At 64.7% G+C, this 24,468-nt stretch carries 20 protein-coding genes; 4 read left to right on the top strand and 16 right to left on the bottom strand.

Features of this window, described 5'->3' with window-relative positions; translation table 11 throughout:
* Window positions 1-3: 3 nt before the first annotated feature.
* Entirely contained in the window at window positions 4-531 is a 528-nt protein-coding gene (locus UAA55_RS22295; RefSeq protein ID WP_322955482.1) for a c-type cytochrome, read from the bottom strand.
* 243 nt (window positions 532-774) lie between these two features.
* On the opposite strand from UAA55_RS22295, the gene UAA55_RS22290 reads away from it, so the two are divergent.
* Both UAA55_RS22290 and UAA55_RS22285 read left to right on the top strand, forming a co-directional pair.
* A complete protein-coding gene (locus tag UAA55_RS22290; protein WP_322955481.1) occupies window positions 775-1,359 on the top strand; it encodes an LOG family protein in 585 nt (194 codons plus the stop codon).
* A gap of 243 nt (window positions 1,360-1,602) precedes the next feature.
* The gene (locus UAA55_RS22285; protein ID WP_322955480.1) at window positions 1,603-2,826 is read left to right on the top strand and encodes an NADP-dependent isocitrate dehydrogenase; all 1,224 of its coding nucleotides are present in this window, start codon (window positions 1,603-1,605) and stop codon (window positions 2,824-2,826) included.
* Between the two features lie 165 nt (window positions 2,827-2,991).
* Here the strand turns inward: UAA55_RS22285 and UAA55_RS22280 are convergent, their stop codons facing one another.
* From UAA55_RS22280 to UAA55_RS22255, 6 genes are all read right to left on the bottom strand, one after another.
* A complete protein-coding gene (locus UAA55_RS22280; RefSeq protein WP_322955478.1) occupies window positions 2,992-3,834 on the bottom strand; it encodes a hypothetical protein in 843 nt (280 codons plus the stop codon).
* A 43-nt stretch (window positions 3,835-3,877) separates the two neighbouring features.
* Entirely contained in the window at window positions 3,878-4,081 is a 204-nt protein-coding gene (locus UAA55_RS22275; RefSeq protein WP_322955477.1) for a hypothetical protein, read from the bottom strand.
* A gap of 773 nt (window positions 4,082-4,854) precedes the next feature.
* Complete coding sequence (locus tag UAA55_RS22270) at window positions 4,855-5,214, bottom strand: GcrA family cell cycle regulator (protein WP_004272076.1); 360 nt, start codon at window positions 5,212-5,214, stop codon at window positions 4,855-4,857.
* A 415-nt stretch (window positions 5,215-5,629) separates the two neighbouring features.
* Window positions 5,630-7,081, bottom strand: a complete 1,452-nt coding sequence (locus UAA55_RS22265) for an NADP-dependent isocitrate dehydrogenase (protein ID WP_322955475.1) — start codon at window positions 7,079-7,081, stop codon at window positions 5,630-5,632.
* Window positions 7,082-7,306: 225 nt separating this feature from the next.
* Window positions 7,307-8,500 carry a vWA domain-containing protein gene (locus tag UAA55_RS22260; protein WP_322955473.1) on the bottom strand — a complete coding sequence of 398 codons (1,194 nt, stop codon included), beginning with the start codon at window positions 8,498-8,500 and terminating at the stop codon, window positions 7,307-7,309.
* 60 nt (window positions 8,501-8,560) lie between these two features.
* Complete coding sequence (locus tag UAA55_RS22255) at window positions 8,561-10,093, bottom strand: alkaline phosphatase family protein (protein WP_322955471.1); 1,533 nt, start codon at window positions 10,091-10,093, stop codon at window positions 8,561-8,563.
* A 259-nt stretch (window positions 10,094-10,352) separates the two neighbouring features.
* On the opposite strand from UAA55_RS22255, the gene UAA55_RS22250 reads away from it, so the two are divergent.
* A complete protein-coding gene (locus UAA55_RS22250) occupies window positions 10,353-11,594 on the top strand; it encodes an ABC transporter substrate-binding protein (protein ID WP_322955470.1) in 1,242 nt (413 codons plus the stop codon).
* 18 nt (window positions 11,595-11,612) lie between these two features.
* On the opposite strand, the gene UAA55_RS22245 is transcribed toward UAA55_RS22250, so the two are convergent.
* The 7 genes from UAA55_RS22245 to UAA55_RS22215 form a co-directional block, all read right to left on the bottom strand.
* Window positions 11,613-13,091, bottom strand: a complete 1,479-nt coding sequence (locus tag UAA55_RS22245; RefSeq protein ID WP_322955469.1) for a methyl-accepting chemotaxis protein — start codon at window positions 13,089-13,091, stop codon at window positions 11,613-11,615.
* Between the two features lie 132 nt (window positions 13,092-13,223).
* Window positions 13,224-14,915: a methyl-accepting chemotaxis protein gene (locus tag UAA55_RS22240; protein WP_322955467.1), complete on the bottom strand. Its 1,692-nt coding sequence runs from the start codon at window positions 14,913-14,915 to the stop codon at window positions 13,224-13,226.
* A 376-nt stretch (window positions 14,916-15,291) separates the two neighbouring features.
* Window positions 15,292-15,813 (bottom strand): hypothetical protein, encoded by a 522-nt coding sequence (locus tag UAA55_RS22235; protein WP_322955466.1) that lies wholly within the window; start codon window positions 15,811-15,813, stop codon window positions 15,292-15,294.
* A 152-nt stretch (window positions 15,814-15,965) separates the two neighbouring features.
* On the bottom strand, window positions 15,966-16,745 hold the full coding sequence (locus UAA55_RS22230; protein WP_322955464.1) for a hypothetical protein: 780 nt from the start codon (window positions 16,743-16,745) through the stop codon (window positions 15,966-15,968).
* A gap of 30 nt (window positions 16,746-16,775) precedes the next feature.
* Window positions 16,776-17,621: an AAA family ATPase gene (locus tag UAA55_RS22225; RefSeq protein ID WP_322955463.1), complete on the bottom strand. Its 846-nt coding sequence runs from the start codon at window positions 17,619-17,621 to the stop codon at window positions 16,776-16,778.
* A 476-nt stretch (window positions 17,622-18,097) separates the two neighbouring features.
* Window positions 18,098-20,755 carry an alanine--tRNA ligase gene (gene alaS, locus UAA55_RS22220; protein ID WP_322955462.1) on the bottom strand — a complete coding sequence of 886 codons (2,658 nt, stop codon included), beginning with the start codon at window positions 20,753-20,755 and terminating at the stop codon, window positions 18,098-18,100.
* Window positions 20,756-20,957: 202 nt separating this feature from the next.
* The gene (locus UAA55_RS22215; RefSeq protein WP_322955461.1) at window positions 20,958-21,992 is read right to left on the bottom strand and encodes a hypothetical protein; all 1,035 of its coding nucleotides are present in this window, start codon (window positions 21,990-21,992) and stop codon (window positions 20,958-20,960) included.
* Between the two features lie 146 nt (window positions 21,993-22,138).
* On the opposite strand from UAA55_RS22215, the gene UAA55_RS22210 reads away from it, so the two are divergent.
* Window positions 22,139-22,645, top strand: coding sequence for a DUF2867 domain-containing protein (locus UAA55_RS22210; protein WP_322955460.1), 507 nt, complete (start codon window positions 22,139-22,141; stop codon window positions 22,643-22,645).
* A gap of 5 nt (window positions 22,646-22,650) precedes the next feature.
* Here the strand turns inward: UAA55_RS22210 and UAA55_RS22205 are convergent, their stop codons facing one another.
* Together UAA55_RS22205 and recA are read right to left on the bottom strand one after the other, a co-directional pair.
* On the bottom strand, window positions 22,651-23,172 hold the full coding sequence (locus UAA55_RS22205; RefSeq protein ID WP_322955459.1) for a DUF2380 domain-containing protein: 522 nt from the start codon (window positions 23,170-23,172) through the stop codon (window positions 22,651-22,653).
* A gap of 176 nt (window positions 23,173-23,348) precedes the next feature.
* Window positions 23,349-24,425: a recombinase RecA gene (gene recA, locus UAA55_RS22200; RefSeq protein WP_145609610.1), complete on the bottom strand. Its 1,077-nt coding sequence runs from the start codon at window positions 24,423-24,425 to the stop codon at window positions 23,349-23,351.
* Window positions 24,426-24,468 lie beyond the last annotated feature (43 nt).

The raw sequence follows: 24,468 nt of genomic DNA, 5'->3' as shown, positions 1-24,468 counted from the left end.
GGCTTACTTCTTCTGCCGGTAGGTGTCGTGGCACTGCTTGCAGGTGCCGCCTACGGCCTGCACCACCGGGCCGATGGCGGCCTTGTCGGCGGTGGCCGGCAGGGCCAGGATCTTGTCCAGCGCCTGGGCCAGGTCGGTGAAGCCCTGGCGGAACTTCGCGTTATCTTGCCAGATGATGGGCAGGGCCTCGCTTTCGCCCACGCCCACGGCGGTGCCGTCGGTGAACTGGTCGGGCAGGCCCTTGGTCACGGCCTCCATGGCGGCTGCCGCGGCGGCCACGTCCTGCGCCGTGCCCTTGTCATCCTTCAGATAGCCCATGAAAACCTTCATGCCGCCACCCAGCTTCTTCATGTCCTGCTGGCGGGCCTTGACGATTTCCGCCGGTTCCAGCGCCGCGTGGGCCACGCCGCCGCCCAGGAGGGCGATGGCGATAGCCAGGCCGGCGGCGATCCGCAGCGGGCGGTCCCAGGGGCGACCCCAGGGGCGGCTGGCGCGAAAGGCTTGCGGCACATCACGAAAAACACGCGGCATTCTTCTCTCCTGCCCTGATTGTAACCACTTATCTCTATGGCCTTGCCCGCCACCCGTCCGGGTCGCCTAATGCCATTCGCCGCCTTGCACGGCCTGCCGGATGGCTTGCAGTCGGCTCGCAAGGATGGTGTAACGGGCCGTCACCCGTCCGGCAAGCCCCGCTGGCAGCCATCGGACGGCGGCATCCCGGGCGGGGATGAGGTGGTTTCATCCCATCCCCACCGTTCCATGAGGATGAGAGGAATGTCCAAGGTGCGTAGCGTCTGTGTCTATTGCGGGTCCTCGGGCCAGGTGTCCGAGGAATACAAGAAGGCCGCCCACGACCTGGGCACCCTGATCGGCGACGCCGGCCTGCGGCTGGTCTATGGCGGCGGCCGTGTCGGCCTGATGGGCATCACCGCCGACGCCGCCCTGGCGGCGGGCGGCGAGGTGGTGGGCATCATCCCCGACCATATCCAGGCGCGCGAGGTGGATCACAGCGGCCTGACCGAGCTGCACGTCGTGGACAGCATGCACACCCGCAAGCGCATGATGGTGGAGAAGTCCGACGCCTTCATCGTCATGCCCGGCGGCCTGGGCACCCTGGACGAGGCGTTCGAGATCATCACCTGGCGCCAGCTGGGCCTGCACGACAAGCCGGTGGTCATCGCCAACATCGACGGCTATTGGGACCCGCTGCGGGATCTGCTGACCCACATCCGGGCCACCGGCTTCGGCCGGGGCGAGATCGAGAGCTATTTCACCTTCGTCGACAGCGTCCATGGCATCCTGCCGGCGCTGCGCCGGGCGCCGGACGCCCTGCAGAAGATCGCGGTGGAACGGCTGTAGGCTGTTTCAAGGGCGACCGGCCCCGATTCCTTCGGGGGGACACCGTTGCGGGGACCGCACGCCGGTTCCCCGCCCCGCTTGCTTGATCGCCGGGCCCGAATGGGCTCTTATACCGGCCGTCCGATATACTGGTCGCCCAATCGCGGTCGTTTCTTACCCGGGAAACGGCTCTGGCATATCGAGGCGCGCTCAAACGCGGCGCCGGCTGTCATAAAAATTACCTATACGCAGAAGGCATTGAGAATGCAGAAGATCAAGGTTGCCAATCCCGTCGTCGAGCTTGATGGCGATGAGATGACCCGCATCATTTGGCAGTTCATCAAAGACAAGCTGATCCTGCCCTACCTCGACATCGACCTGAAATACTACGATCTGGGCATTGAGCATCGCGACGCCACCAACGACCAGGTGACCGTGGACGCGGCCGAGGCCATCAAGAAGTACGGCGTGGGCGTGAAGTGCGCCACCATCACCCCGGACGAGGCCCGCGTGGCCGAGTTCAGCCTGAAGAAGATGTGGAAGTCGCCCAACGGCACCATCCGCAACATCCTGGGCGGCACCGTCTTCCGTGAGCCCATCATCTGCAAGAACGTGCCGCGCCTGGTGCCGGGCTGGACCAAGCCCATCGTCATCGGCCGCCACGCCTTCGGCGACCAGTACCGCGCCACCGACTTCAAGGTGCCCGGCGCCGGCAAGCTGACCATGACCTTCACGCCCGACGACGGCGGCGAGGCCATCACCTACGACGTGTTCAAGTTCCCCGAGGCCGGCGTGGCCATGGGCATGTACAATCTGGACGAATTGATCGGCGGCTTCGCCCGCGCCTGCTTCAACTACGGCCTGCAGCGCGGCTATCCGGTGTACCTGTCCACGAAGAACACGATCCTCAAGGCCTATGACGGCCGCTTCAAGGACATCTTCCAGGAAATCTTTGACGCCGAGTTCGCCGAGCGCTTCAAGGCCAAGGGCATCGTCTACGAGCACCGTCTGATCGACGACATGGTCGCCTCCGCCCTGAAGTGGGACGGCGCCTTCGTCTGGGCCTGCAAGAACTACGACGGCGACGTGCAGTCCGACACCGTGGCCCAGGGTTTCGGCTCGCTGGGCCTGATGACCTCGGTGCTGCTGACCCCCGATGGCAAGACCGTGGAGGCCGAGGCCGCCCACGGCACGGTGACCCGCCACTACCGCGAGCACCAGAAGGGCCGCCCCACCTCCACCAACCCCATCGCCTCCATCTTCGCCTGGACGCAGGGCCTGGCCTACCGCGGCCAGTTCGACGGCACGCCGGAGGTGACCAACTTCGCCAAGACGCTGGAGAAGGTGTGCGTGGAGACGGTCGAGTTCGGCTTCATGACCAAGGACCTGGCCATCCTGATCGGCCCGGACCAGCCCTGGCTGACCACCCAGGACTTCCTGGCCAAGCTGGACGAGAACCTGCGCAAGGCCATGGGCTTCGACGCCTGAGATCTTCTGACGGTTTGAGACGGGACACGCCGGGCGGCACACCACCGCCCGGCGTTTTCTTTGATTGCCACTTGTCCAGGATTCGGTGCGGCGAGGCAGGCCATCGTTTCCTCTCGGCACGCCTCGCCGTAACCTTAAATCGTCGAAATTAAAGCGAAATCTGCGTCAGGTCTTGTTGGACTTCATGCCGATGACACCATTCTGGGCATCGTACAAATACTGATAACCGATAAGCGGATGGATACCTGTGTTGATTCTCACCATATCCCCCAAAGTATCCGTTGGCGGCGGCATGAGAGTAGTGAATGCTGGCGCGGAATCAGGCGTGCCACTTCCAGTCGTGAAGGTGTAATGGCGAACAGAGGCACCAGTTAATTCAAGACCAGATCCAGTTCCAGGCACTGTAATATTGACTATAATACCGTCGACAAAGGCCGCCTTCCCTGCGGAATTGGCAGTGTCCGTAAAGCCTGATGGAAATGTCTCCGACGGCACAGCCACCAGCATCCCATCAATTCCCGTATCTAGCTCGAACGCAGCCGTCACACTAATCACGGAAGTCCCCATTGTGAACGTTCCGATCACCGTGGGCATCGCCCATGTGGTTGAGGTGGTATTGGGGGTGAGCAGGATGCTGGGATAGGTCAATTCGGGCAGCAGTGGAGCGGTGACCGGCTGGAGATTGACCACAGCGAAACCATCGCCTGACGTGTGGGTCTGACCGATGGTGCAGGTCAAACCATCCGCACCATCGTCAAGGACATAAGCCGGAGCTAACGGGGTCGCAGGTGCGCCAGCGGTTCCAGGGATCGAGGCATTGAGCAAAACATTATAGTTGATGTTCTCGCTCTTCGCGGAAACCCCCATCATACCGCCGCCGTAGTCGCTCGACGTTTTACCGGTCTTGCCATCCGTATAGCTGTCGACAACCAAGACCATGCACTGGCTGATCGCAGCCTGGGAGTAGGTCGTCGTATTATTAGTTGTCGTCGTGCTGTACAAGGTCACGGGCAATAGATACCAAGTGCCCTTAAGTAAGTTCCCACTAGGCTCATATTGGAACTGCCCCGGTTCCGTAGCAAGGAAAGTCCGTATAATTGCCGGCAGTCGCCGCGCCAATAGCCATACCAGAAGAACCGGTATCAATCTGGAAATCATGCAAGGGACCGCCGCCCACACTGGCCATGACATGGAAACCGTCGCCTTCGATTGAAGAGTTCGGCGTGCAAGTCAAAATTACGGTTGATTGGCTCATGTTCGTCTCTCTTTCAAAAATTAATGCGATTTTTACGTGTAGCGGCGCCAATGGGCACCGGAACGTCTAAGCATTCCTCATGCCAAATAATTAGTTATTTATTTCCAATGATTTATGGATTCGCTCCGGCCAAACCAACCAGTGTCCGGCATGTCCGATGTGTTCGACATGTCCGGCAGGACACAGTGCTGACGCCGGCCGCATAATCGGGATAAGGCGCTCATCTGTGGATCGCCCCGCCACCCTACCCGGCATGCAGGTCCGCGCCGGATGTGGTTCGAGGGGTTGAAGTTGCCCCGCGTCCGCTTGGTTTTGTGCCGAGGCGGTCGGTTCCATCGCTGCCGGAGAGAGCAGGCAAAGCTTCACCTTCCCCTCCTCGGTCGCCCCGCTCGCGGGCATCTGACGGAGTACCCCACACATCGACAGGCAGCAGGCACGCCCCCTCGTTCGGTCCTTCCGGATCGGGGTAATCCGCTACGCACAGTCGCCGGATTTACGCCATCGTCCCTTGGTCACAAAAGATTCGCAGTCGCTTGACCGCTCTACCTGGTCGGTACCGCCTCATATCAGGTTCTTGTCCATTGGCCTGCAGCGTCGATCAAGGCATCCTCCCCATGCTCGGTCGCCCTCATGCAGTTGCTCGTCTCTTCGTTCACCGTGACCAGTGTACGGAGGGATTTTCACGTTCAAGTATGCCCCATGACAGCCTCCCAAAAACAAAACCCCCGCCGTCGCCGGCGGGGGTTTGCTTGTACATCGCGTGTAAGGCGTCCTCAGGCCATGACCAACTTGCGTTCGTCATCCCGCTTTTTGGCGGGCTGGTAGGCCATCTGCGCGTGTTCGCGGCAATAGGGCATGCCGGGCAGCGAAGGGCAGCCGCAGAAATGGAAATCGGCGTGCTTGGGATCGCCGACCGGCCATTTGCACATGCGCTCGTTCAGCGACAGGATGGTCGCACCGCGCGTGGGCTTCTTCTTGATGGGCGACGGCCGACCCGACAGGCCCAGCCGGTGCGCCTTGCCGATCACCGCGTTGCGGGTCACGTTGCCCAGCAGATCGGCGATCTCGCTGGCGCTCATGCCCTGGCCCCACAGTTGGCGCAGGCGCTCGATCCGCTCGTCAGTCCAACTCATCGACGCTTTTTCTTCTTCCATCGAAGCCCTCGCTCCTTAGCCCCCGAGATCGGCGGGCGCGCAAAAACATGCCGTCACCGCCGAGCGTCCCGCTCCAGCAGTCGATACCGGGAAATTCCCATCAACAAGATTTGGTATCGAGATGCGTGTGACACTACCAAACTTGCCAAAGCCTGAACAGGTGATTCCAACTCGTTTTTTGACCACGGGTACAGAATCCACTCATGAGATCCGCAGGCAACCTAGAAAAACCCGCAGCCCCTCTCCTTAGTGGGTATATCCCAGGCACAGCCACTATTCCTAGCGGGCCCACTGTCGCCCACCCCCATTAAAGGGGGGTTAAGAAGCAACGGGAAGCGCCCGAAATGGCGACGGGCATGGGAACGCTCCCATGCCCGCCCTTCACATACAGGCCTTACTGGCCGGCCGCGGCGGAGAAGCCGTTGGCGCCGTCGAAGGTGTAGAGGTTGGAGCTCTGGACGAAATCCAGGCCTTCCTTGGCGACACGGGCCAGCAGCTCGGCCACCTGGCCGTGCTTCAGCTCCTCGGCGCCGTCGGCCATGACGCGGCAGCGCCAGTGGTCGGTGCAGAAGGTTTCCGGCGCGCCGTCCGGCCACACCTTCTGGCCGCGGTTGGACACCATCACCAGCTTCAGGCCGGCGGGGATCAACGGCTGGAACAGCGCCGCCATGTCGTCACCGGTGCCGCCCTTGCGCTCCAGGAACACGTCCACGCCCACCAGCTTCTTGGTCTGGGCCGGGGCGCCCTTCAGGGCGATGCCGCTGAAACTGCTGGCGACGCCGGCCGGATAGCTGGCGGGCACCAGGGTGGCCGGACGGTCGCCCAGGCGGTCGATCAGGTTGGCGGCGAAGTCGCGGGTGCCGATGCGGGCCTTGCTGACGCCGCGCTTGAAGATGTCGACGGTGTGGATGCCGTCCTCGATCATCTTCAGCCAGGCGTTATGGATGCGCTCGGCCGCTTCCGACTGGCCGATGTGGACCAGCATCATGACCGAGGCCAGCAGCAGGCCTGAGGGGTTGGCGATGCCTTTGCCGGCGATGGTGGGGGCGGAGCCGTGGATGGCCTCGAACATGGCGCACTGGTCACCGATGTTGGAGGAACCGGCCAGGCCGACCGAGCCGGTGATCTGGGCGGCGATGTCGGAGATGATGTCGCCGTACAGGTTCAGGGTGACGATGACGTCGAAATGCTCCGGCGTGTCCGCCAGGCGGGCGGCGCCGATGTCGACGATCATGCTCTCCGCCTCGATGTCCGGATACTCGGCGGCGATCTCGTCGAAGACCCGATGGAACAGGCCATCGGAGATCTTCATGATGTTGTCCTTCACGAAGGCCGTCACCTTGCGGCGATGGTTGGCCCGCGCGTATTCGAAGGCGTAGCGGATGATCTTTTCCGACCCGGGGCGGGAGATCAGCTTCACCGCCTGGGTCACGTCCTGCGTCTGGCGGTATTCGATGCCGGCGTACAGGTCTTCCTCGTTCTCGCGCACGATGACCACGTCCATGGACGGGTGCTTGGTGGCGACGAAGGGGGAGTAGGAGACGCAGGGGCGGATGTTGGCGTACAGGCCCAGGGCGCCGCGGATGGTCACGTTCAGCGACTTGTAGCCGCCGCCCTGCGGGGTGGTGATGGGGGCCTTCAGGAACACCTTGGTGCGGCGCAGGCTTTCCCAGGCGCTGGGCTCCATGCCGTTCATGATGCCCCGGCGGTAGACGCTCTCGCCGATCTGGATTTCCTCATACTCGAGGTTGGCGCCGCTGGCGGCCAACACCTCGAGGGTGGCGTCCATGATCTCGGGGCCGATACCGTCGCCGCGCGCGATGGTGATCTTGGTCGGAGAATTCATCTTCTCTTTCATCCTTGGCACTGGCGCCTTTCCCCAACCATCGGGGGACATGGCGCGGTTTTGGGGGCGCGGTTTGGGGCACGGTCTGGGAAGGCCGCCCGCGTCCGGCTCAAAATTTTTGAGCCCGCGCGGACACTATGCCGGGACGCCCGGCGCGGCAACTGTGCTTTGGGCGTCCCTGCCCCCCTGCACTTGCGTGGGTGGGCGCCAAGAAACGTTAATAAATCAATGGCTAAGTTCCCGCATGCCCGCCTCCAGCCCCTGCAGGGTCAAGGGGTACATACGGCCCTCCATCAAATTCTTAACCAGGCCGATGCTGGCGGTGTAGGGCCAGTGGCCCTCGCTGACCGGGTTCAGCCAGATGGCGCGGCGGTAGACGTCCAGCAGGCGCTTCAGCCAGACCTGCCCCGCCTCCTGGTTCCAATGCTCCACCGCCCCGCCGGGATGGGTGATCTCATAGGGGCTCATGCTGGCGTCGCCCACGAAGATCAGCTTGTAGTCGGCCGGGTAGGTGTGCAGCACGTCGACGGTCGACATCTGCTCCGTCCGCCGGCGGCGGTTGTCCTTCCACACGCCCTCATAGACGCAGTTGTGGAAGTAGAAATACTCCAGGTGCTTGAATTCCCCCTTGGCGGCGGAGAACAGCTCCTCGCACAGGCGGATGTGGTCGTCCATGGAACCGCCCACATCCAGGAACAGCAGCACCTTGACCGCGTTGTGCCGATCGGGGCGCAGCTTCAGGTCCAGATGGCCGGCGTTGGCCGCCGTGGCGCGGATGGTGTCGGGCAGGTCCAGCACCTCGGCCGCACCGGTGCGGGCGAACTTGCGCAGGCGGCGCAGCGCCACCTTGATGTTGCGGGTGCCCAGTTCCACCGTGTCGTCCAGGTTGCGGAACTCTCGACGGTCCCAGACCTTCACCGCGCGGCGGTGGCGGCTGCCCTCCTGCCCGATGCGCACGCCCTCCGGATTGTAGCCATAGGCGCCGAAGGGAGAGGTGCCGGCGGTGCCGATCCACTTGCTGCCGCCCTGGTGGCGGCCGTGCTGCTCCTGCAGGCGCTGCGCCAATGTCTCCATCAGCTTTTCCCAGCCGCCCAGGGCCTGGATTTGCGCCTTCTCCTCCTCGCTCAGGTGCCGCTCGGCCAGCTTGCGCAGCCATTCCTCCGGCAGGTCGCGCGCGGCGACGTCGCCGCCGTCCCCGGCCGCCGCCCCCTCCAACCCCTTGAAGACATGGCCGAAGACCACGTCGAAACGGTCCAGGTTACGCTCATCCTTCACCAGGATGGTGCGCGACAGGTGGTAGAAGTCCTCGACGCTGTAGCCCGCGACATGGGCGGACATGGCCTCCATCAAGGCCAGGTATTCCCGCAAGGTGACGGGAATGCGGGCCTGGCGCAGCTCGAAGAAGAAGGTGGTGAACATGGGGGGCAGTCTACGCGACCGCGGGGGCTGGGGCCAGGGCCCGCGCTTGGCGGTTCACGCCTACAGACCCGCGGCCTGGCGGCGGGCCTTCAACAGCCATTCGATGATCTCCGCCAGCCATTTCACGGGATCGGGCCGGGACACCGGCTTGCCAGGTTTACCCGGCGCCAACGTCGTCACCGCCGCCTGCAGCGTGCGAAGACGCTGGGTATAGTCTTCGTCCTGAGGCGTGGCGCCGGCGGGGATGAGCCCCACCAGAGTCGGCGCCGCCGCATCCCGCGGGGTCAAGGTTGCGCCCAATCCGAATTGGTCGCGCACCGTCGCGATCAGGCTGGTGTGGTCGAAATGCGTATTGTCCGCCGCTGGGCGGAACAGGGTGTTGGGCGGGATGCAGGGGTTGAAGAAGAAGGTCGGCACCCGCACTCCCAGCCGGCAATAATCGAAGTTGACCGGCATCGCGTCCCCCGGAAACGGGGAGACGACCCCCTCCGCCGCGCCGGAGGGCGGCGGCACATGGTCATAGACGCCGCCATGCTCATCATAGGTGACGATCAACAACGTCTTCGCCATCACCGCCGGATTGGCGACCAGCGCCGCGAAGACGTCCAGGACCAGTTGCTCGCCATCAGCGACGCTGCGCGCCGGCGCCTCACCCAGGATGCCGCTATTGCCCGGGTGGTTGCTGTTGGATGGGCCACCTGACCCGGAGACGTTGTCGTAGTAGCGCGGCTCGATGAAGGCGTAGGCCGGCAGGGTGTCGTCCAGCACATCCTGGGCGAAGGTGGTCCCGAAGGGCGGATCAAAGTCGCTGCCGTCGAAGCTGGCGACACAGGGCGAAGCGTCGAGGAAGGCATCGGCCACGTATTTGGTCAGCACGGCCGATAGCGACACATCGTGGAAGTACACCTTCCAATTGGCCGGATCCGGCTTCGCGGCACCTTGGTCCAGCAACTCGAACACGGTCCGGTCGGCCAGCGGCAGGAACGGCAGGTAATCAATGTCGTTCAGGAAGGCGTGCAGGTTCCGGTCCAAGGGCAGATGCCACGCCCCAGGCGTGCCGCAATGGGCGAACAGCCGGTTGGGGAAGGTCTGCACGGGGCCGGACGCGGACCACTGGTCACACACCGCGTATTGACCGGCAAGATAGCTGCTCACCGGCACCTGGTCCGGCGTGAAGTAGGTCATGATGTCGCCGGCGACCCCGCCCTTCCCTTCCGCCACGTCATAATAATTCTGGGCGAAGCCCGCCATGGTGGCCTTCGCGTCCGTGTCCTTGCAGGGGTCGATGGGGGTGCCATCCTGCTGGTAGCCGAAAATCTGGGCCGTCATGTCGTCATAAGGCTCACCCGGGTCGGGATTGGGCGCGACGAAAACACTCTGGCCGGACGGGGGCTGATTGGTGACCGGCACGGTGCAGGACAGGCCATCCTTGTCCGTATAGGTATTGGTCTTCGTCAGTGGCAGTCCCCAGAATTCCGGGGACGACGGCAGGGTGCCCAGAATGTTGTCGAAGGATCGGTTTTCCAGCATCAGCACGACGATGTGCTCAATACCCGGCAAGGGGGCATCGACCGCGGGAAGACGCTTCGCCATGGGACAGCCTCATCAATGGAGGTTCCACCCCCGCGGCTTCGCACCGATCCGTCTGGCGGGGATTTTCCGCGAGACTCTCCCTTGAAAGTTGCGGATTGGCAAGTTCATATCGTGCCCAAAGGAACATTGTCACGCCCGTGGCCGCGAAGGCGCAGCCATCGGGCGGCCGTTCCGTGGTAGCGTTCACGCGCGTTGATGAGCGGGGGCTTTGGGGGCCGTGGCGCGGTATCTGCTTTGCCTTCTTCTGTCGATCTGCCTGATGCCGCTGGTGTGCCTGGTGTCCCCGGCCCGGGCCGGCCACCTGACCATCGACATGATGGTGGGCAGCCGGGACAAGCATACCGCCTGGGCGGCCCTGCTGGACCGCTTCGCCGCCGCCAACCCGGACATCCAGATCACCCATCGCGAGGTGCCGATGGAACTCTACTGGCGGCGGGTGGCCGCCAAGGCCGGCGGGCCCGACGCGCCGGACGTCGCCTTCTGGGACTCGGGCAAGGCGTTGCGCGACGGCTATGCCCAGCGGCTTGTGGCCCCCCTGCCGCCGGACCTGGCGCGGCTGGTGCGCGACCGGTTCAGCGCCCCAGCCGTCGATGCCGTCACCGTGGGGCCCAAGGTGGTGGCCGTACCGCTGTCGACCTATCCCTGGGGTTTCTTTTACCGCAAGTCCCTATTCCAGCATCTGGGCCTGGCCCCGCCCCGGACCTGGGACGACCTGCTGGCTGTGGCGGCGCGCCTGAAAGCCGCCGGCGTCACCCCGTTCGCTTACGGCGCGCGGGAGACCTGGCCGTTGTTCGCCTGGTTCGATTACCTGGATCTGCGCCTGAACGGTCTGGACTACCATCGCCGGCTGCTGGCGGGACAAATCCCTTTCACCGACCCGGCGACGCGCGCGGTGATGGCGCGGTGGAAGCTGCTGCTGGACCGGGGTTATTTCCATGCCCCCCGGCCGGAGGACGGTTGGCGCGACACCCTGCCCTATTTCTATCACCAGCAGGTGGGGATGCTGCTGCTGGGCGGGTTCGCCGCCATGCATTTCTCCACCCTGGTGCGCGACGACGTGGGTTTCATCCCCTTCCCCACGCTGACCCCCGACATGCCCCGGTACGAGGACGCGCCGCAGGACGTGCTGGTGATCGCCCCCCGGGCGGCGGCGCGGCCGGAGGTCCGGCGCTTCGTGCGCTTCCTGGCGGCGACGGCGGAACTGGACCGCTTCAACACCGACCTGGCCATGGTGTCACCGTTGCGTCGGGGGCCGGAAGGCGCGCAGCCCCCACCGGCCGGTGCCGCCAACTTCTTCCAGGACGCGGGGCGGGACGTGCTCAAGGACGCGTCCGGCTTCGCCGCCTACTTCGACCGCGACGCCACCACGCCCCTGGCCGAGACGGCCGACAGCGTCTTCCGCCGCTTCATGGACCCGCCCCACGACATCGACGCCGCCCTGGCGGCGCTGGAGCGCGCAAGGGCGGCATCGACAGGGGTGGAACAGCTGGGCGGGCGCTGACGCCGCCCCCTCCCGGTTTCAGCGCACGAGCACCTGGGCGGCCTCCTTGGTCTTGTCCACGGCGGCCGCCACTTGGCTGATGGCGGCGGAAATGGCCGTGACGTTGGTCGTCACCGTGGAGACGGCGCTGGAGGCGCTGTGCATGTTGGTGGACATGCTGCGGGTGACGGCGCTCTGCTCCTCCACGGCGGCGGCCGTCCCGGACACATGCTCGCGCACGGTGGAGACGGCGTCGCGGATGGCGTTCAGGGCGCCGGCGACCTCGGCGGAGGTGGACTGTATCCCCTCGATTTCACCCGAAATCTGCTCGGTGGCCTTGGCCGACTGGTTGGCCAGGTTCTTGACCTCGCTGGCCACGACGGCGAAGCCCTTGCCCGCCTCGCCGGCGCGGGCCGCCTCGATGGTGGCGTTCAATGCCAGCAGGTTGATCTGGCCGGCGATATTGTTGATCAGGCCGACGATGCCGTTCATGGCCTGGGCCGCCGCCGCCAGCCGGTCGGTGCTTTCCCCCACCTGGATGGTGCGGTCGAAAGCACTGTCGGTCGCGGCGCGGGCGCGCGACATGCTCTGCGAAATCTCGGCGATGGAGGCCGCCAGTTCCTCGGCGCTGGCCGCCACCATCTGCACGCTGCTCGCCGTGGTGCCCGCCGCCACACCGGCCGACGAGGCCTCGCGCGTCGACTGTTCTATCGCGTGTTCGACCTCACCGAAGTTCTGGTCGATCAGGACCTTCAAGTTGTTCAGAAGGTTGACCTGGGCCGTCACGTCCACGGCGAACTTCACGACCTTGGTCACCTGCCCCTTTTCATCGAAGATCGGATTGTAGGCGCCCTCGATCCAGACGGCCTTGCCCGACTTGGCGATGCGCTTGAACTGGGCGGCCTTGAACTCGCCCCGTTTCAAGGCTTCCCAGAACTGGCGGTACTCCGCCGTGGCGCCATAGTCGGGGTCGACGAACATCTGATGGTGCTTTCCCACGACCTCATCCAGGCGATAGCCCATGACGGTCAGGAAATTGTCGTTGGCCTTGGTGATGATGCCGTCGGTCGTGAATTCGATGACCGCCTGCGACCGCCGGATGGCGGCGATCTGCCCGGCGTAATCCAGGTTCTCCAGCCGCTCCTTCGCGTCCGCCCATTCGACCACGAAGCCGATGCGGCGGCCATTCTCGTTCAGCGGCGTGACCAGCAGGTCGAACTGGTGGCTGGCGACCTTGATGGTGGCGGCGTGCGGCTTGGCCAGCTTGGCCAGCATACCCCGTTGATGCGCCGGATTCTTATGGAAGATATCGATGTTGCTGCCGACGAGTCGGTCCACGTTCAGACGCGGCAATTCCTTGCGCAGGTCCTGCTCCACGTCCCGCAGCAGGGCGACCACGGATGGGTTCACGTAGACGATATTGAGATCCTCGTCCGCCACCATCACCTTGGCGCGCAGCGCGCCGAGCGCCGAAATCTTACGGTTGATGGCGTCGTTGTTTTTTGAAAATCCGAACATCTCTTTTCCCTGCTTTCCTGTTGCGATGCCCTATCCGATCAACGAAGTCCGGCATCGCAGTTGCCCTTGCACAGGCGGGCCGCGCTCAATCGGAACGCGCCCTCCAGGCTCTCGTTCAAGTCATTCCCCGCCTCACGCGGCGCGAATCTCCCGCAGGAAGGTGTCGACCTGCTGCTTCAACAGTTCGCCGTTCTTGCTGAGATCGTTGGCCGCCGTGTGCACCTCTCCGGCCGCACCCCCGGTCTCTTGCGCCGCGTCGCTGACGCGCGAAATGGTCTGGCTGACATCGCTGGTCCCCTGGGCCGCCTGCTGGACGTTGCGCGTGATCTCATTGGTGGTGGCCGCCTGTTCCTCCACCGCCGAGGCGATGGTGGTGGCGGCCTGGTCGACCTGGTTGATGATCTCGACGATGCCCTGGATGGACTTGGCCGAGGTTTCCGTCGCCGCCTGCATGCCGGCGATCTGCGCCCGGATTTCCTCCGTGGCCTGGGCCGTCTGGGTGGCCAGGGACTTGACCTCCGACGCGACGATGGCGAAGCCCTTGCCGGCATCGCCCGCGCGGGCCGCCTCGATGGTGGCGTTCAGGGCCAGCAGGTTGGTACGGCTGGCGATGTCGTTGATCAGGGTCACCACCTCACCGATGCGATGGGCCGACTGCATCAGGCCCTGCACCTCCTCATTGGTCCGCCCCGCCTGGCCAACGGCGCTCGAAATCATCTGGCTGGACCGCGAGATCTGCAGGGTGATTTCCTGTATGGAGGCGGACAGTTCTTCTGTCGCCGCCGCCACCGTCTGCACATTCTGCGTGGCCTGCATGGAGGCGGCGGCAACGGTCCCCGCCTCACGCGCCACATGGCCGGATGAGGAATTCAAGGTCTGCGCGGTGGCCAGCAGTTCCGTGGCCTGCGCCGTCACGCCGTTGACGATGCCGCCCACCCTGTTCTCGAATGCGCCGGCCAAGTCCAGCATCGCCTGCCGGCGCTCCTTCTCAGCGCGTCGCTTCAGCGCCTCCTGCTCCGAGCGCAGCCGCTCCGCCTCCAGCATGTTGTCCTTGAAGACCGCGACGGCCTGGGCCATGCCCCCGACCTCGTCCTCGCGGTCGCGGGCCGGGATCTCCACCTGGGTGTCGCCGTCCGCCAGCCGCTGCATCACGGCGGTCATGCCGACGATGGGAGCCGCCACCGACCGGGTCAGGCCCCAGGCCATGATGACGGCGAGAAGGATGGACAGGCCGCTGCTGGCCAGCGCCACCGTCATGGCCGTGGCGAGCGCGTCAGCCTGGACCAGGGCCCGCTGCGCCAGTAGGTCCCGCTCCGCCTTGTCGATCTCCGCCACCTTGGCGCGGATGGGGTCCATGTGCACCTTGCCGATGCCGCTGGCCGCCAGCTTGCGCGCCTGTTCCATGGTTTCCGGCTTGGCCATCAGGCCGATTTCCCTATCGGCCACCTCCTGTATCCAGGACTGCTCCAACCGCCGCATCTCATCCAGGCGCGCCTGTTGCGCGGGGTTGTCCGCGGTCAGCGATTTGACCTCCGCAAACGCCGCCTCGAACGCCACCTGACCCTTCTGGTACGGCTCCAGGAACTTGGCGTCGGCGCCGATCAGATAGCCGCGCAGACCCAATTCACGATCCACCATGGCGGCCATGGCATGGCCAAGCCGTTCCAGCACCTTGTAGGTGTGGTCCGTCCACCGCGTCGTCTCGCGTATGGTGGACAGCGCCCGGTAATTAAGGCCGGAAGCGATCAAGGTGACGGCGACGATGATCGTGAAGGAGGCGGCCAGCTTCCGCCCGACCTTCATGCTGGATAGGAGGTTCATCATCTCTAGCCTGGGGAGTTAATCCATGGGGGCTGAGAATGGCCTCCTGGGCGTTAAGAAAGCGCTAATGCGTTCCTTGGGTCAAAGTAAATTTACTATATCCATAAGTATATAATGCAAAGCCAGTGGGCAAATATTGGCAAGAACATTTGGCATCAGCCAAAAATATCCAGGTGATTTATTTTAGTTTGGGGAATAACAACGATGAAATCGGTTGCAATGCGCCAATGCCGCGCAAGCATCGCCAGCAATAAATATATTGCATACAAAATAAAATTGTCGCAAACCCCATGGACATCCGCCAAGCCGGCGGCATGTCTGACGGGCTTCCGCGCCGTGCATGCGGCCGGCACGTCCGGGGATCAAGCGGCGGTAGACGTCAGGGACTTTGCATGTCCGCCTCGGGACGCAGCAGGCGGGCGATGCGCGCGGTGGCCGTCTGCGACGGATCGCGATCGGCGCGGCGCAGGGCTGCGACGGGGCGGTAGGCGCTGGCCGCAAGGCTCTGGCCAATGATCACCAGCCGCGTCACGGCGGCGGTCCGTACTTCACCCCCGCGCATCGCCAATTCGGTGGGCACACCGGCCAGCAGGGCGCCAGCGTAGCGGGTATAGAGCCCCAGTTCCCGCCGTTCATGATCCAGGCCGCCGACAGCCGGCGGCCCCCAGGCCGTCTGACGGGCGACGGCCGACGCGGGGCTGGCCGCGACCGGTTCAGCCGGCCTAGCCGACCACAGCGCCCGATACCCCGCCACACAGGCGGCTGTGGGGGCGGCGTTCACGGCATCGGCGCACACCATTTCCAGCCCCAGGCCGGCCCCGGCCTGTGCCACCTGGGGCGCCACCGCCAGCCCGCCCAGCACCAAAGCCACCATCCACCGCCGCACGACACCGGCACCCATGATCGCAACCCTTCGCCCACTGTTGAGATGTCAACAGTGTTAGCGCATACGCGCCGCGATGCGCTGTGATGAATGTTGCAGTGCACACAAAAGCTGCGAGAGGAGCGACAACAACGGGGCCCTAGGGCCTTGCCCTCCTGGCCTTCCCTTCTTCACCCCCCAGCCTGGGCTGGGGAGGTTCGCCTTAAATGCAGATGCTCCGTTTGCAGACCCATCGCCAAGATTTCCCGTGCAGGTGACTTGCCGGTGTCTTGGTCATTTTGGCTCAATGCCCGGACCAGCATGGCCCGATCCAGATACCTGAACTGGGCAACCCTTATTCCAGTCCACTCATGGACATAGAGAACAGTGATCTTCAACAGACGATTCTCATTGTCTGGCAGACATCTCTCCAAATTGATGTTCAGAGGAAATCGCACAGTCGGCGTTTTCCTTTTAAAGCAATAATGCGCGAACTCGGATTTGCTCAAATTTTCAGTAACAAGAACGTCACCATCAAGCGAAATGGCCTCAATAAATATCTTGAAATCTATATATTTATCCCCAATAGGCCCCCTCTTTACAAGAAGGGACAATGATCTGTCGAGCCGAACAATCAGCCCGCCAGCCATTAAACCAAGAGCGGCACGACCACAAATTACCCCAATACAAGCGAGGGCCCCTGAAATAACTATAGCGGAAACAATTACACTAACCGGGACGTCAATCAAATCTTGAGAAGATTTAATCGAAGGAACAATATGCTCCATGGTATATTTTTGGAAGATAGAAGAAATAATTATGACGGAAAACAGGAAAATAATAAGCAACTGAAGCATGACCTTGGCGGAAACACGTTCAATGAAACTGGCCTCACTAAATGGATCATACTGATCCGGCAGCCCCATCATTTTCCTCAGATCAGCCCCCGCCTCACGCACATCGTCACCCATAATCCCCCCGCAGTCCTGTTTGATCTACCCTCAATCCCGTTCCCGCCGCGCCATAAACGCCAGGCGCTCGAACAGGTGCACGTCCTGCTCGTTCTTCAGCAGGGCGCCGTGCAGGGGTGGGATGGATTTTTTCACGTCGCGCTGGCGCAGCACCGCCGGGTCGATGTCCTCGATCATCAGCAGCTTGATCCAGTCCAGCAGTTCGGAGGTGGAGGGCTTCTTCTTCAGGCCCGGCACCTCGCGGACCTCATAGAACAGGGTCAGGGCGTCGCGCAGCAGGTCTTGCTTCAGCTTGGGGAAATGCACATCGACGATGCGGGCCATGGTTTCCGCATCGGGGAAGCGGATGTAGTGGAAGAAACAGCGGCGCAGGAAGGCGTCCGGCAGTTCCTTCTCGTTGTTTGAGGTGATGATGACCACCGGCCGCTGCCGCGCCTTGATGGTCTGCCCCGTCTCGTAGACGAAGAATTCCATGCGGTCGAGTTCCTGCAGCAGGTCGTTGGGGAACTCGATGTCCGCCTTGTCGATCTCATCGATCAACAGCACGGGGGCCACGTCGGCCTCGAACGCCTCCCACAGCTTGCCCTTGCGGATGTAGTTGGCAATGTCGTTGACGCGGGCGTCGCCCAGTTGGCCGTCACGCAGGCGGCTGACGGCGTCGTATTCGTACAGGCCCTGCTGCGCCTTGGTGGTGGACTTCACATGCCATTGCAGCAGCGGCCGGCCCAGGGCGTTCGCCACTTCCTGCGCCAGTACGGTCTTGCCCGTGCCCGGCTCCCCCTTCACCAGCAGGGGGCGCTGCAAGGTGACGGCGGCGTTGACGGCGACCCGCAGGTCATCGGTGGCGACGTAGTTTTCCGTCCCTTGGAAGCGCATATCCATCTTCCTTTGTGGGTTTCACACAGGCTCTTGTGAAGGACTCGGGGGGCAAATAAGATTTAATCCACAACCATTACGGAAAAAACACTTTCGGTATCACCCCAATCAGCACATGCACCAGTGCCGGCGATCGCCACCTTTTTCCCCATGGAATAGGCAAGAAGCAGCGTCGATAGCATTGACTGGCCTTTTGGCGTTGAATTATCTAAAACCCAGCGATCTTGGGACGCACACGTCGGCCTCACCCCCGACCGGCTGCCGCTTTGAAGGAAGAAAGTCTGACCGGAGTTCTGAGAAATTATTTGAGCCACTGTTCCGGCTGTAGTACTGCTCGCCAAGGCCATGGGGCTCACCATCGTTGCCACAACAGCAAGAAATCCGGCAAACGAACCCACAGAGCGCATTTCGGAACCTCAATTATTTGAGGAAATTGAGCGCCCGCGCAAATTTTGCGCGGGCGTGTCATTGATTTGTCAACCAGCGATGGCCGCCTCGACCGCCGCCACGGCGGCGTCGGCCTTGTCGGGCTCGCTGCCGCCGGCCTGGGCCATGTCGGGGCGGCCGCCACCGCCCTTGCCGCCCACGGCCGCCGCCGCGACCTTCACCAGGTCGACGGCGTTGAAGCGGCCCGTCAGGTCGGCGGTCACGCCGGCCACCAGGGTCACCTTGCCCTCAGCCCTCGCCACCAGCAGGACGATGCCGCTGCCGATCTGGCCCTTGATCTCATCGGCCAGGGGCTTCAGGTCCTTGGCCTCGATGCCGTCCAGCACGCGGGCCGACAGCTTCACGCCGTTGATCACCTTCTCCGGCGTGGCGGCGGCACCGCCGCCCCCACCCAGGGCCAGTTGGCGCTTCAGGTCGGCCACTTCCTTTTCCAGGCGGCGGCGCTCCTCCACCAGGGTGGCGACGCGGGCCGGCACCTCGGCGGCGGAAACCTTCAGGGCGCCGGCGGCGGCCAGCAGGCGGCCCTCCTGCCCTTCCAGGTACTCGAACGCGCCCCGGCCGGTCAGCGCCTCGATACGGCGCACGCCGGCGGAGACCGCACCCTCCGACACGATCTTGAACAGGCCTATGTCGCCGGTACGGCGCACATGGGTGCCGCCGCACAGTTCCACGGAGTACTGGCGGTTCTGGCCTTGATCCTGTCCGCCCATCGAAACCACGCGGACCTCGTCGCCATACTTCTCGCCGAACAGGGCCATGGCGCCCTGCTCGATGGCCTCGGCCGGGGTCATCAGGCGGGTGACGACCTCACTGTTGCCCAGGATGCGGGCGTTCACCGCCGCCTCGACCACGCGCACGTCGTCGTCGGACAGGGGCGTCGGCTGGCTGATGTCGAAGCGCAGGCGCTCCGCCGAAACGAGTGAGCCCTTCTGCGTGACATGCTCGCCCAGGCGCTGGCGCAGGGCCTCGTGCAGCAGGTGGGTGGCGGAGTGGTTGGCGCGGATGTCGCCCCGGCGGCGACCGTTCACGCGCAGCTCCACCAACTGGCCCGGGGCCAGGGTGCCGTGGGTGACGGTGCCGATATGGGCGAAGACGGCGCCCAGCTTCTTCTGCGTGTCGCTGACGGCCACCTCGACGCCACCGGCGCCAAAGATGACGCCGCTGTCGCCCACCTGGCCGCCGGACTCGCCATAGAAGGGCGTCTGGTTCACCAGGACGATGACATCCTGGCCGGCGGTCGCCTTGTCCAGCTTGTTACCCTGCCGGTCCAGCACGGCCGTGACCTTGCCCTCGGCGTTCTCGGTGTCGTAGCCCAGGAACTCGGTGGCGCCCAGCTCATCCTTAAGCTCGAACCACACGCGCTCGGTCGCGGCCTCGCCGCTGCCGGCCCAGGCCTTGCGCGCCTCGGCCCGCTGGCGCTCCATGGCGGCGGTGAAGCCATCGACCTCGACCGTGCGGTTGCGGCCGCGCAGCACGTCCTGCGTCAGGTCCAGGGGGAAGCCGTAGGTGTCGTACAGCTTGAACGCCACCTCGCCGGCCAAGGGTTGGCCGTCGCCCAGCTTTTCCTCTTCCTCGTCCAGCAGTTTCAGGCCGCGGTCCAGCGTCTGCTTGAACCGGGTTTCCTCCAGCCGCAGGGTCTCGGTGATCAGGGCCTGGGCGCGCTGCAGCTCGGTATAGTGGCCGCCCATCTCGCGCACCAGTGCGGGCACCAGCTTGTGCATCACCGGGTCACGGGCGCCGATCATATGGGCGTGGCGCATGGCGCGGCGCATGATGCGGCGCAGGACATAGCCGCGCCCCTCGTTCGCCGGCAGCACGCCGTCGGCGATGAGGAAGGAGGAGGCGCGCAGATGGTCGGCGATCACGCGGTGCGACACGGCGTGCGCGCCCGACGGGTCGCTGTTGGTGGCATCGGCCGACGCCTCGATCAACGCGCGCATCAGGTCGGTGTCGTAATTGTCGTGCACGCCCTGCAGCACCGCCGCCAGGCGCTCCAGCCCCATGCCGGTGTCGATGGAGGGCCGGGGCAAGGACACCCGCTCCTCCTTCGTCACCTGCTCATACTGCATGAACACCAGGTTCCAGATTTCGATGAAGCGGTCGCCGTCCTGGTCCGGGCTGCCGGGGGGGCCGCCGGGGATGCCCTCACCATGATCGTAGAAAATCTCGGAGCATGGGCCGCAGGGGCCGGTGTCGCCCATGGCCCAGAAATTGTCGGCCGTGGGGATGCGGATGATGCGGTCGTCCGACAGGCCGGCCACCTTCTTCCACAGGCCGTGCGCCTCGTCATCGGTATGGTAGACCGTGACCAGCAGCTTGTCCTTGGGCAGGGCGAAAGTCTTGGTGATCAGGTTCCAGGCCAGCTCGATGGCGTCGGCCTTGAAATAGTCGCCGAAGGAGAAGTTGCCCAGCATCTCGAAGAAGGTGTGGTGCCGGGCGGTGTAGCCCACATTCTCCAGGTCGTTATGCTTGCCGCCGGCGCGCACGCACTTCTGCGAGGTGGTGGCGCGGGTGTAGGGGCGCACCTCGTTGCCGGTGAAGACGTTCTTGAACTGCACCATGCCGGCGTTGGTGAACATCAACGTCGGGTCGTTGCGCGGCACCAGCGGGCTGGACTCCACCTCCGTGTGGCCGTTCTTCACGAAGTAGTCCAGGAAAGCGGAGCGAATCTCGTTGGCGGTCTTCATCGGGCAACAGCCTTAAGCATGCGAAGGAACACCCCGGGGCGTGAAACACCGGGACAGGGTTTGTAGCGTGCGGATGCGGGGGCTGTCCATGGGATGGGGGCGATGAAATGCCCTGGACACGTGGCTTTTCACCGCCTGTCCATTCCGGACCGGGGGCGATACGCCTCGCCGACTGCGCGGTCGGCGGGCGCGGACCGTTCCGTCAAACCAGCAGCAACGTGTTGTTCGGCGTGGCGATGACGGTGGGCGCCGTGGGCGCGGCGGGGGTGGTGCTCGCGGCCAGGTCCTGGTCGGCGGCGTCCACCTGCTTGGCGGCGTCGGCGATGTCCTGGCCGCTGTGGTCGGAGTCCTGGGGATCGCCGGGCTTGCGCTTGCGCTCCAGGATGTGCTTGGCCTGGGCGTAGACGCTGCGCGCCTGGTCCATCAGGGTGCGGACGTTGCCCATGAAATCCATGCGTTCCTTGCGGGCCGCCGTGTCCTTCTCGCTGTCGGGCACCTGAATGATGCCGGCCTTGCCGGTCTTGCCATCATTGGCCGCAGCCTGGGCGTCGCCCGTCTGCAAGGTGGCGTCGGCGCCGGCTGCGGTGGCGGCTTGCGCCGAGGCGGCCTGGGTGAAAGTGGTCGGGGCCTGACCGGTGCCGGCGGCGGTGGCCTGGATTTGGGCGGCGTCGCTGCCCACGCCGGCGATGTCGGTGGTGGCGCCGCCGGTGGCCGTCCCGCCGGTACCCGAGGCGCCGCCGGAGACGGAAGAATCGCCGCCGGTGCCGCCGACCGAGGCGCCATTCTTCACGGCGCCGGCGTATTCCTGGGCGGCGGAGCCCAGGGACTTGGCCACGTCCGCCGCCTCGCGCGCGATGCGGGCGGCGGCCTGCTTGTCGCCCATGGCGGCGGCCAGCTGGGCGCGCATGCGCAAGGCCTTCAGCTGGCGCTTGGCGTTATCGACCTTGTCCTGGGCGGCCTTCTTGTCGTTGTCGGCCGACTTCTGCTTGATCTGCTTGTCCAGTTGGGTGGCGTCGGCCTGCAGCTTGGTCAGCTTCTTCAGGGTCTTTTCATCGACGAAGGCGCCGATGGCCCCAGCGGTGTCACCCTTCTGCAGGGCGGCGGCGACCTTTTCGGCGGTGGTTTTGGGGGCGTTGGCGGTGGACGCGCCACCGAACAGCGACGTCTGCTGCGCCGCCGAGGAAGCCAGGCTCTGCGCCTGGGAATAGCCGTACGCGCCGGTGGTCGAAACCATCATCCGCCCCCCGTTTTGGGTCCATGATCTTCGCATTCATGCGATCGGTGCGGATGATACGCTTTTGATCTCAGTTCTGCAATTAAGCGGCGTTACACCTTTGGGGGTGGAGTGGGTAAAATGCGGACGGATCGCGAGGAAGCCCCGCCATGACCGTGCACGAAGTCACCCCCGGGGCCGACACCTGGACCCTGTTGCCCGGCGCCCAGTTCGCCGACGCCTTTCGCCTGACGCTGCCGTCCGCCGGGGCCGCCGCCGATGCCCTCGCCCTGGACGCCGTGGCCGCGGCGCGGCGCATGATGGGCACCTCCCCCGCCTGGGTGCGGCGGCTGATGGCCGTGCGCAACGCCATCGTGGCGCCCCTGGGCCTGAAGGCGCCCCGGCCGCCGGCTGCGGCGGAGGCTTCGCGCGCCGGCCATATCGGTATTTTCCCCATCCTCAGCAGCGGGCCGGATCGGGTGGTGCTGGGCATGGCGGACAAGCACCTGGATTTCCGCGCCGTGGTCGATGTGCGGCGGGATTCCGGCGGCTGCCAGGTCACCGCCACCACGGTGGTGCGCACCCACAATTGGCTGGGCCGCGCCTACCTCACCCTGATCATGCCCTTTCACCGCCTGGTGGTGCGCACCATGCTGGGCCAGGTGGCGTCCCCATAAGAGGTTCAGGGCGGGGTACCGTCCAGCGCCAAACCGTCCAGCTCGCGGGCGATGAACCGCGTCATGCGCCGCCAGGCCTCGTCATTGTCGCCGCGAAAGGACAGGAAGCGGTCCAGCACCAGCCTGTTGGTCTGGACATCCAGGACCTGGACCTTGGTGCTGAGCAGCAGGGTGCTGGTCTTGTGCACATCCCCCAGTACCAGCAGGCGGGCACCGGCCCGGCGGGCCTCCTCCGCCAGGGCGGCCGGGTCGGCGGCCCGGCAATCCACCCCGCTGCCCGCCCCGCCGCAGGCCAGGGACAGCACGCGATAATGGCCGCCCTCGCCCAGGTCGGCCTTCAGGCCCTGGGTCAGGTCCGTCAGGCGTGTCGCATGCGCCGCCCGCTGATCGCCCGCCTCGTCCGAGGTGTCGACAAAGCCGAAGTCGGTGATGGCGATGGTCGTGGGCGCCGCGGCGCGACCGATGGCCCCCAGCGCCAGACAGGCCAGCAAGGCGATGAGCCCGATGCTTCCGAAACGCCCCGCCATTCCGTCCTCCACCCTTCGGCCTCCCGCCCTTTGGTCCAGGTCAGGATAAGGCCGCCCTCATGGCGAATTGACAGCCCCCACCTCTTCCAGGCCTAAAGAACGAGGAACACATATGAAAAGGCGGACCGTCACCGGCCCGCCTCGCTCATTCGCATTCCTCTGACGCCGTCAGGGCGTCACTCGGGGCTGTCGGCGTCGCCGTCGGCCTCGGGAGAGCCCACCATCATGGCGCCGGCCACCAGACCCGCATTGGCGCGGACCTTTTCCTCGATGGCCTTGGCGATGGCCGGGTTGGTGCGCAGGAACTGCTTGGCGTTCTCGCGGCCCTGGCCGACGCGCTGGCCGTCGTAGGAGAACCAGGCGCCCGACTTCTCCACCACGCCGGCCTGGATGCCCAGGTCGATCAGTTCGCCCACCTTGGACACGCCCTCGCCGTACATGATGTCGAACTCGACCACGCGGAACGGCGGGGCCAGCTTGTTCTTCACCACCTTCACGCGGGTCTGGTTGCCGACGACGTTGTCGCGGTCCTTGATGGCGCCGATGCGGCGGATGTCCAGGCGGATGGAGGCGTAGAACTTCAGCGCGTTACCGCCGGTCGTTGTCTCCGGGTTGCCGAACATCACGCCGATCTTCAGGCGGATCTGATTGATGAAGATGACCAGGCAGTTGGACTTGGAAATGGACGAGGTCAGCTTGCGCAGCGCCTGGCTCATCAAGCGGGCCTGCAGGCCGACATGGCTGTCGCCCATCTCGCCTTCCAGTTCGGCGCGCGGCACCAGGGCCGCCACCGAGTCCACCACCAGCACGTCGATGGCGCCGGAGCGCACCAGCGTGTCGGTGATCTCCAGGGCCTGTTCGCCGGCGTCGGGCTGGGAGACCAGCAGGTCGTCCACGTTCACGCCCAGCTTGCGGGCGTAGGACGGGTCCAGCGCGTGCTCGGCGTCGACGAAGGCGCAGGTGCCGCCGGCCTTCTGCGCCTCCGCGATGGCGTGCAGCGCCAGCGTGGTCTTGCCCGAGCTTTCCGGCCCGTAGATTTCGATGATGCGGCCACGCGGCAGGCCGCCGATGCCCAGCGCGATGTCCAGGCCCAGGGAGCCGGTGGAGATGGCATCCACCTCCATCGACGCCTCCTTGGCGCCGAGCTTCATGATGGAGCCCTTGCCGAACGCGCGTTCGATCTGGCCGAGAGCGGCGTCGAGGGCCTTTTGCTTATCCATGGGTGTTTCTACCAGACGAAGTGGTGCCGACATCTTGCTGTCCCCCTCTTGTCGCATACGGCCAACGGGCGTTCAA

This window comes from Nitrospirillum guanabarense, from assembly GCF_034653355.1.
GTDB lineage: Bacteria > Pseudomonadota > Alphaproteobacteria > Azospirillales > Azospirillaceae > Nitrospirillum.
Note: the sequence above shows the minus strand (reverse complement) of the source record. Positions and strands in the feature narration are given on the sequence as shown.

Excerpts from the sequence above, each read along its gene's own strand:
- UAA55_RS22295 (WP_322955482.1), bottom strand. The coding sequence starts at position 531 with ATGCCGCGTGTTTTTCGTGATGTGCCGCAAGCCTTTCGCGCCAGCCGC.
- UAA55_RS22290 (WP_322955481.1), top strand. The coding sequence starts at position 775 with ATGTCCAAGGTGCGTAGCGTCTGTGTCTATTGCGGGTCCTCGGGCCAG.
- UAA55_RS22285 (WP_322955480.1), top strand. The coding sequence starts at position 1,603 with ATGCAGAAGATCAAGGTTGCCAATCCCGTCGTCGAGCTTGATGGCGAT.
- UAA55_RS22275 (WP_322955477.1), bottom strand. The coding sequence starts at position 4,081 with ATGAGCCAATCAACCGTAATTTTGACTTGCACGCCGAACTCTTCAATC.
- UAA55_RS22270 (WP_004272076.1), bottom strand. The coding sequence starts at position 5,214 with ATGAGTTGGACTGACGAGCGGATCGAGCGCCTGCGCCAACTGTGGGGC.
- UAA55_RS22265 (WP_322955475.1), bottom strand. The coding sequence starts at position 7,081 with ATGAATTCTCCGACCAAGATCACCATCGCGCGCGGCGACGGTATCGGC.
- UAA55_RS22260 (WP_322955473.1), bottom strand. The coding sequence starts at position 8,500 with ATGTTCACCACCTTCTTCTTCGAGCTGCGCCAGGCCCGCATTCCCGTC.
- UAA55_RS22255 (WP_322955471.1), bottom strand. The coding sequence starts at position 10,093 with ATGGCGAAGCGTCTTCCCGCGGTCGATGCCCCCTTGCCGGGTATTGAG.
- UAA55_RS22250 (WP_322955470.1), top strand. The coding sequence starts at position 10,353 with ATGCCGCTGGTGTGCCTGGTGTCCCCGGCCCGGGCCGGCCACCTGACC.
- UAA55_RS22245 (WP_322955469.1), bottom strand. The coding sequence starts at position 13,091 with ATGTTCGGATTTTCAAAAAACAACGACGCCATCAACCGTAAGATTTCG.
- UAA55_RS22240 (WP_322955467.1), bottom strand. The coding sequence starts at position 14,915 with ATGATGAACCTCCTATCCAGCATGAAGGTCGGGCGGAAGCTGGCCGCC.
- UAA55_RS22235 (WP_322955466.1), bottom strand. The coding sequence starts at position 15,813 with ATGGGTGCCGGTGTCGTGCGGCGGTGGATGGTGGCTTTGGTGCTGGGC.
- UAA55_RS22230 (WP_322955464.1), bottom strand. The coding sequence starts at position 16,745 with ATGGGTGACGATGTGCGTGAGGCGGGGGCTGATCTGAGGAAAATGATG.
- UAA55_RS22225 (WP_322955463.1), bottom strand. The coding sequence starts at position 17,621 with ATGCGCTTCCAAGGGACGGAAAACTACGTCGCCACCGATGACCTGCGG.
- alaS (WP_322955462.1), bottom strand. The coding sequence starts at position 20,755 with ATGAAGACCGCCAACGAGATTCGCTCCGCTTTCCTGGACTACTTCGTG.
- UAA55_RS22215 (WP_322955461.1), bottom strand. The coding sequence starts at position 21,992 with ATGATGGTTTCGACCACCGGCGCGTACGGCTATTCCCAGGCGCAGAGC.
- UAA55_RS22210 (WP_322955460.1), top strand. The coding sequence starts at position 22,139 with ATGACCGTGCACGAAGTCACCCCCGGGGCCGACACCTGGACCCTGTTG.
- UAA55_RS22205 (WP_322955459.1), bottom strand. The coding sequence starts at position 23,172 with ATGGCGGGGCGTTTCGGAAGCATCGGGCTCATCGCCTTGCTGGCCTGT.
- recA (WP_145609610.1), bottom strand. The coding sequence starts at position 24,425 with ATGTCGGCACCACTTCGTCTGGTAGAAACACCCATGGATAAGCAAAAG.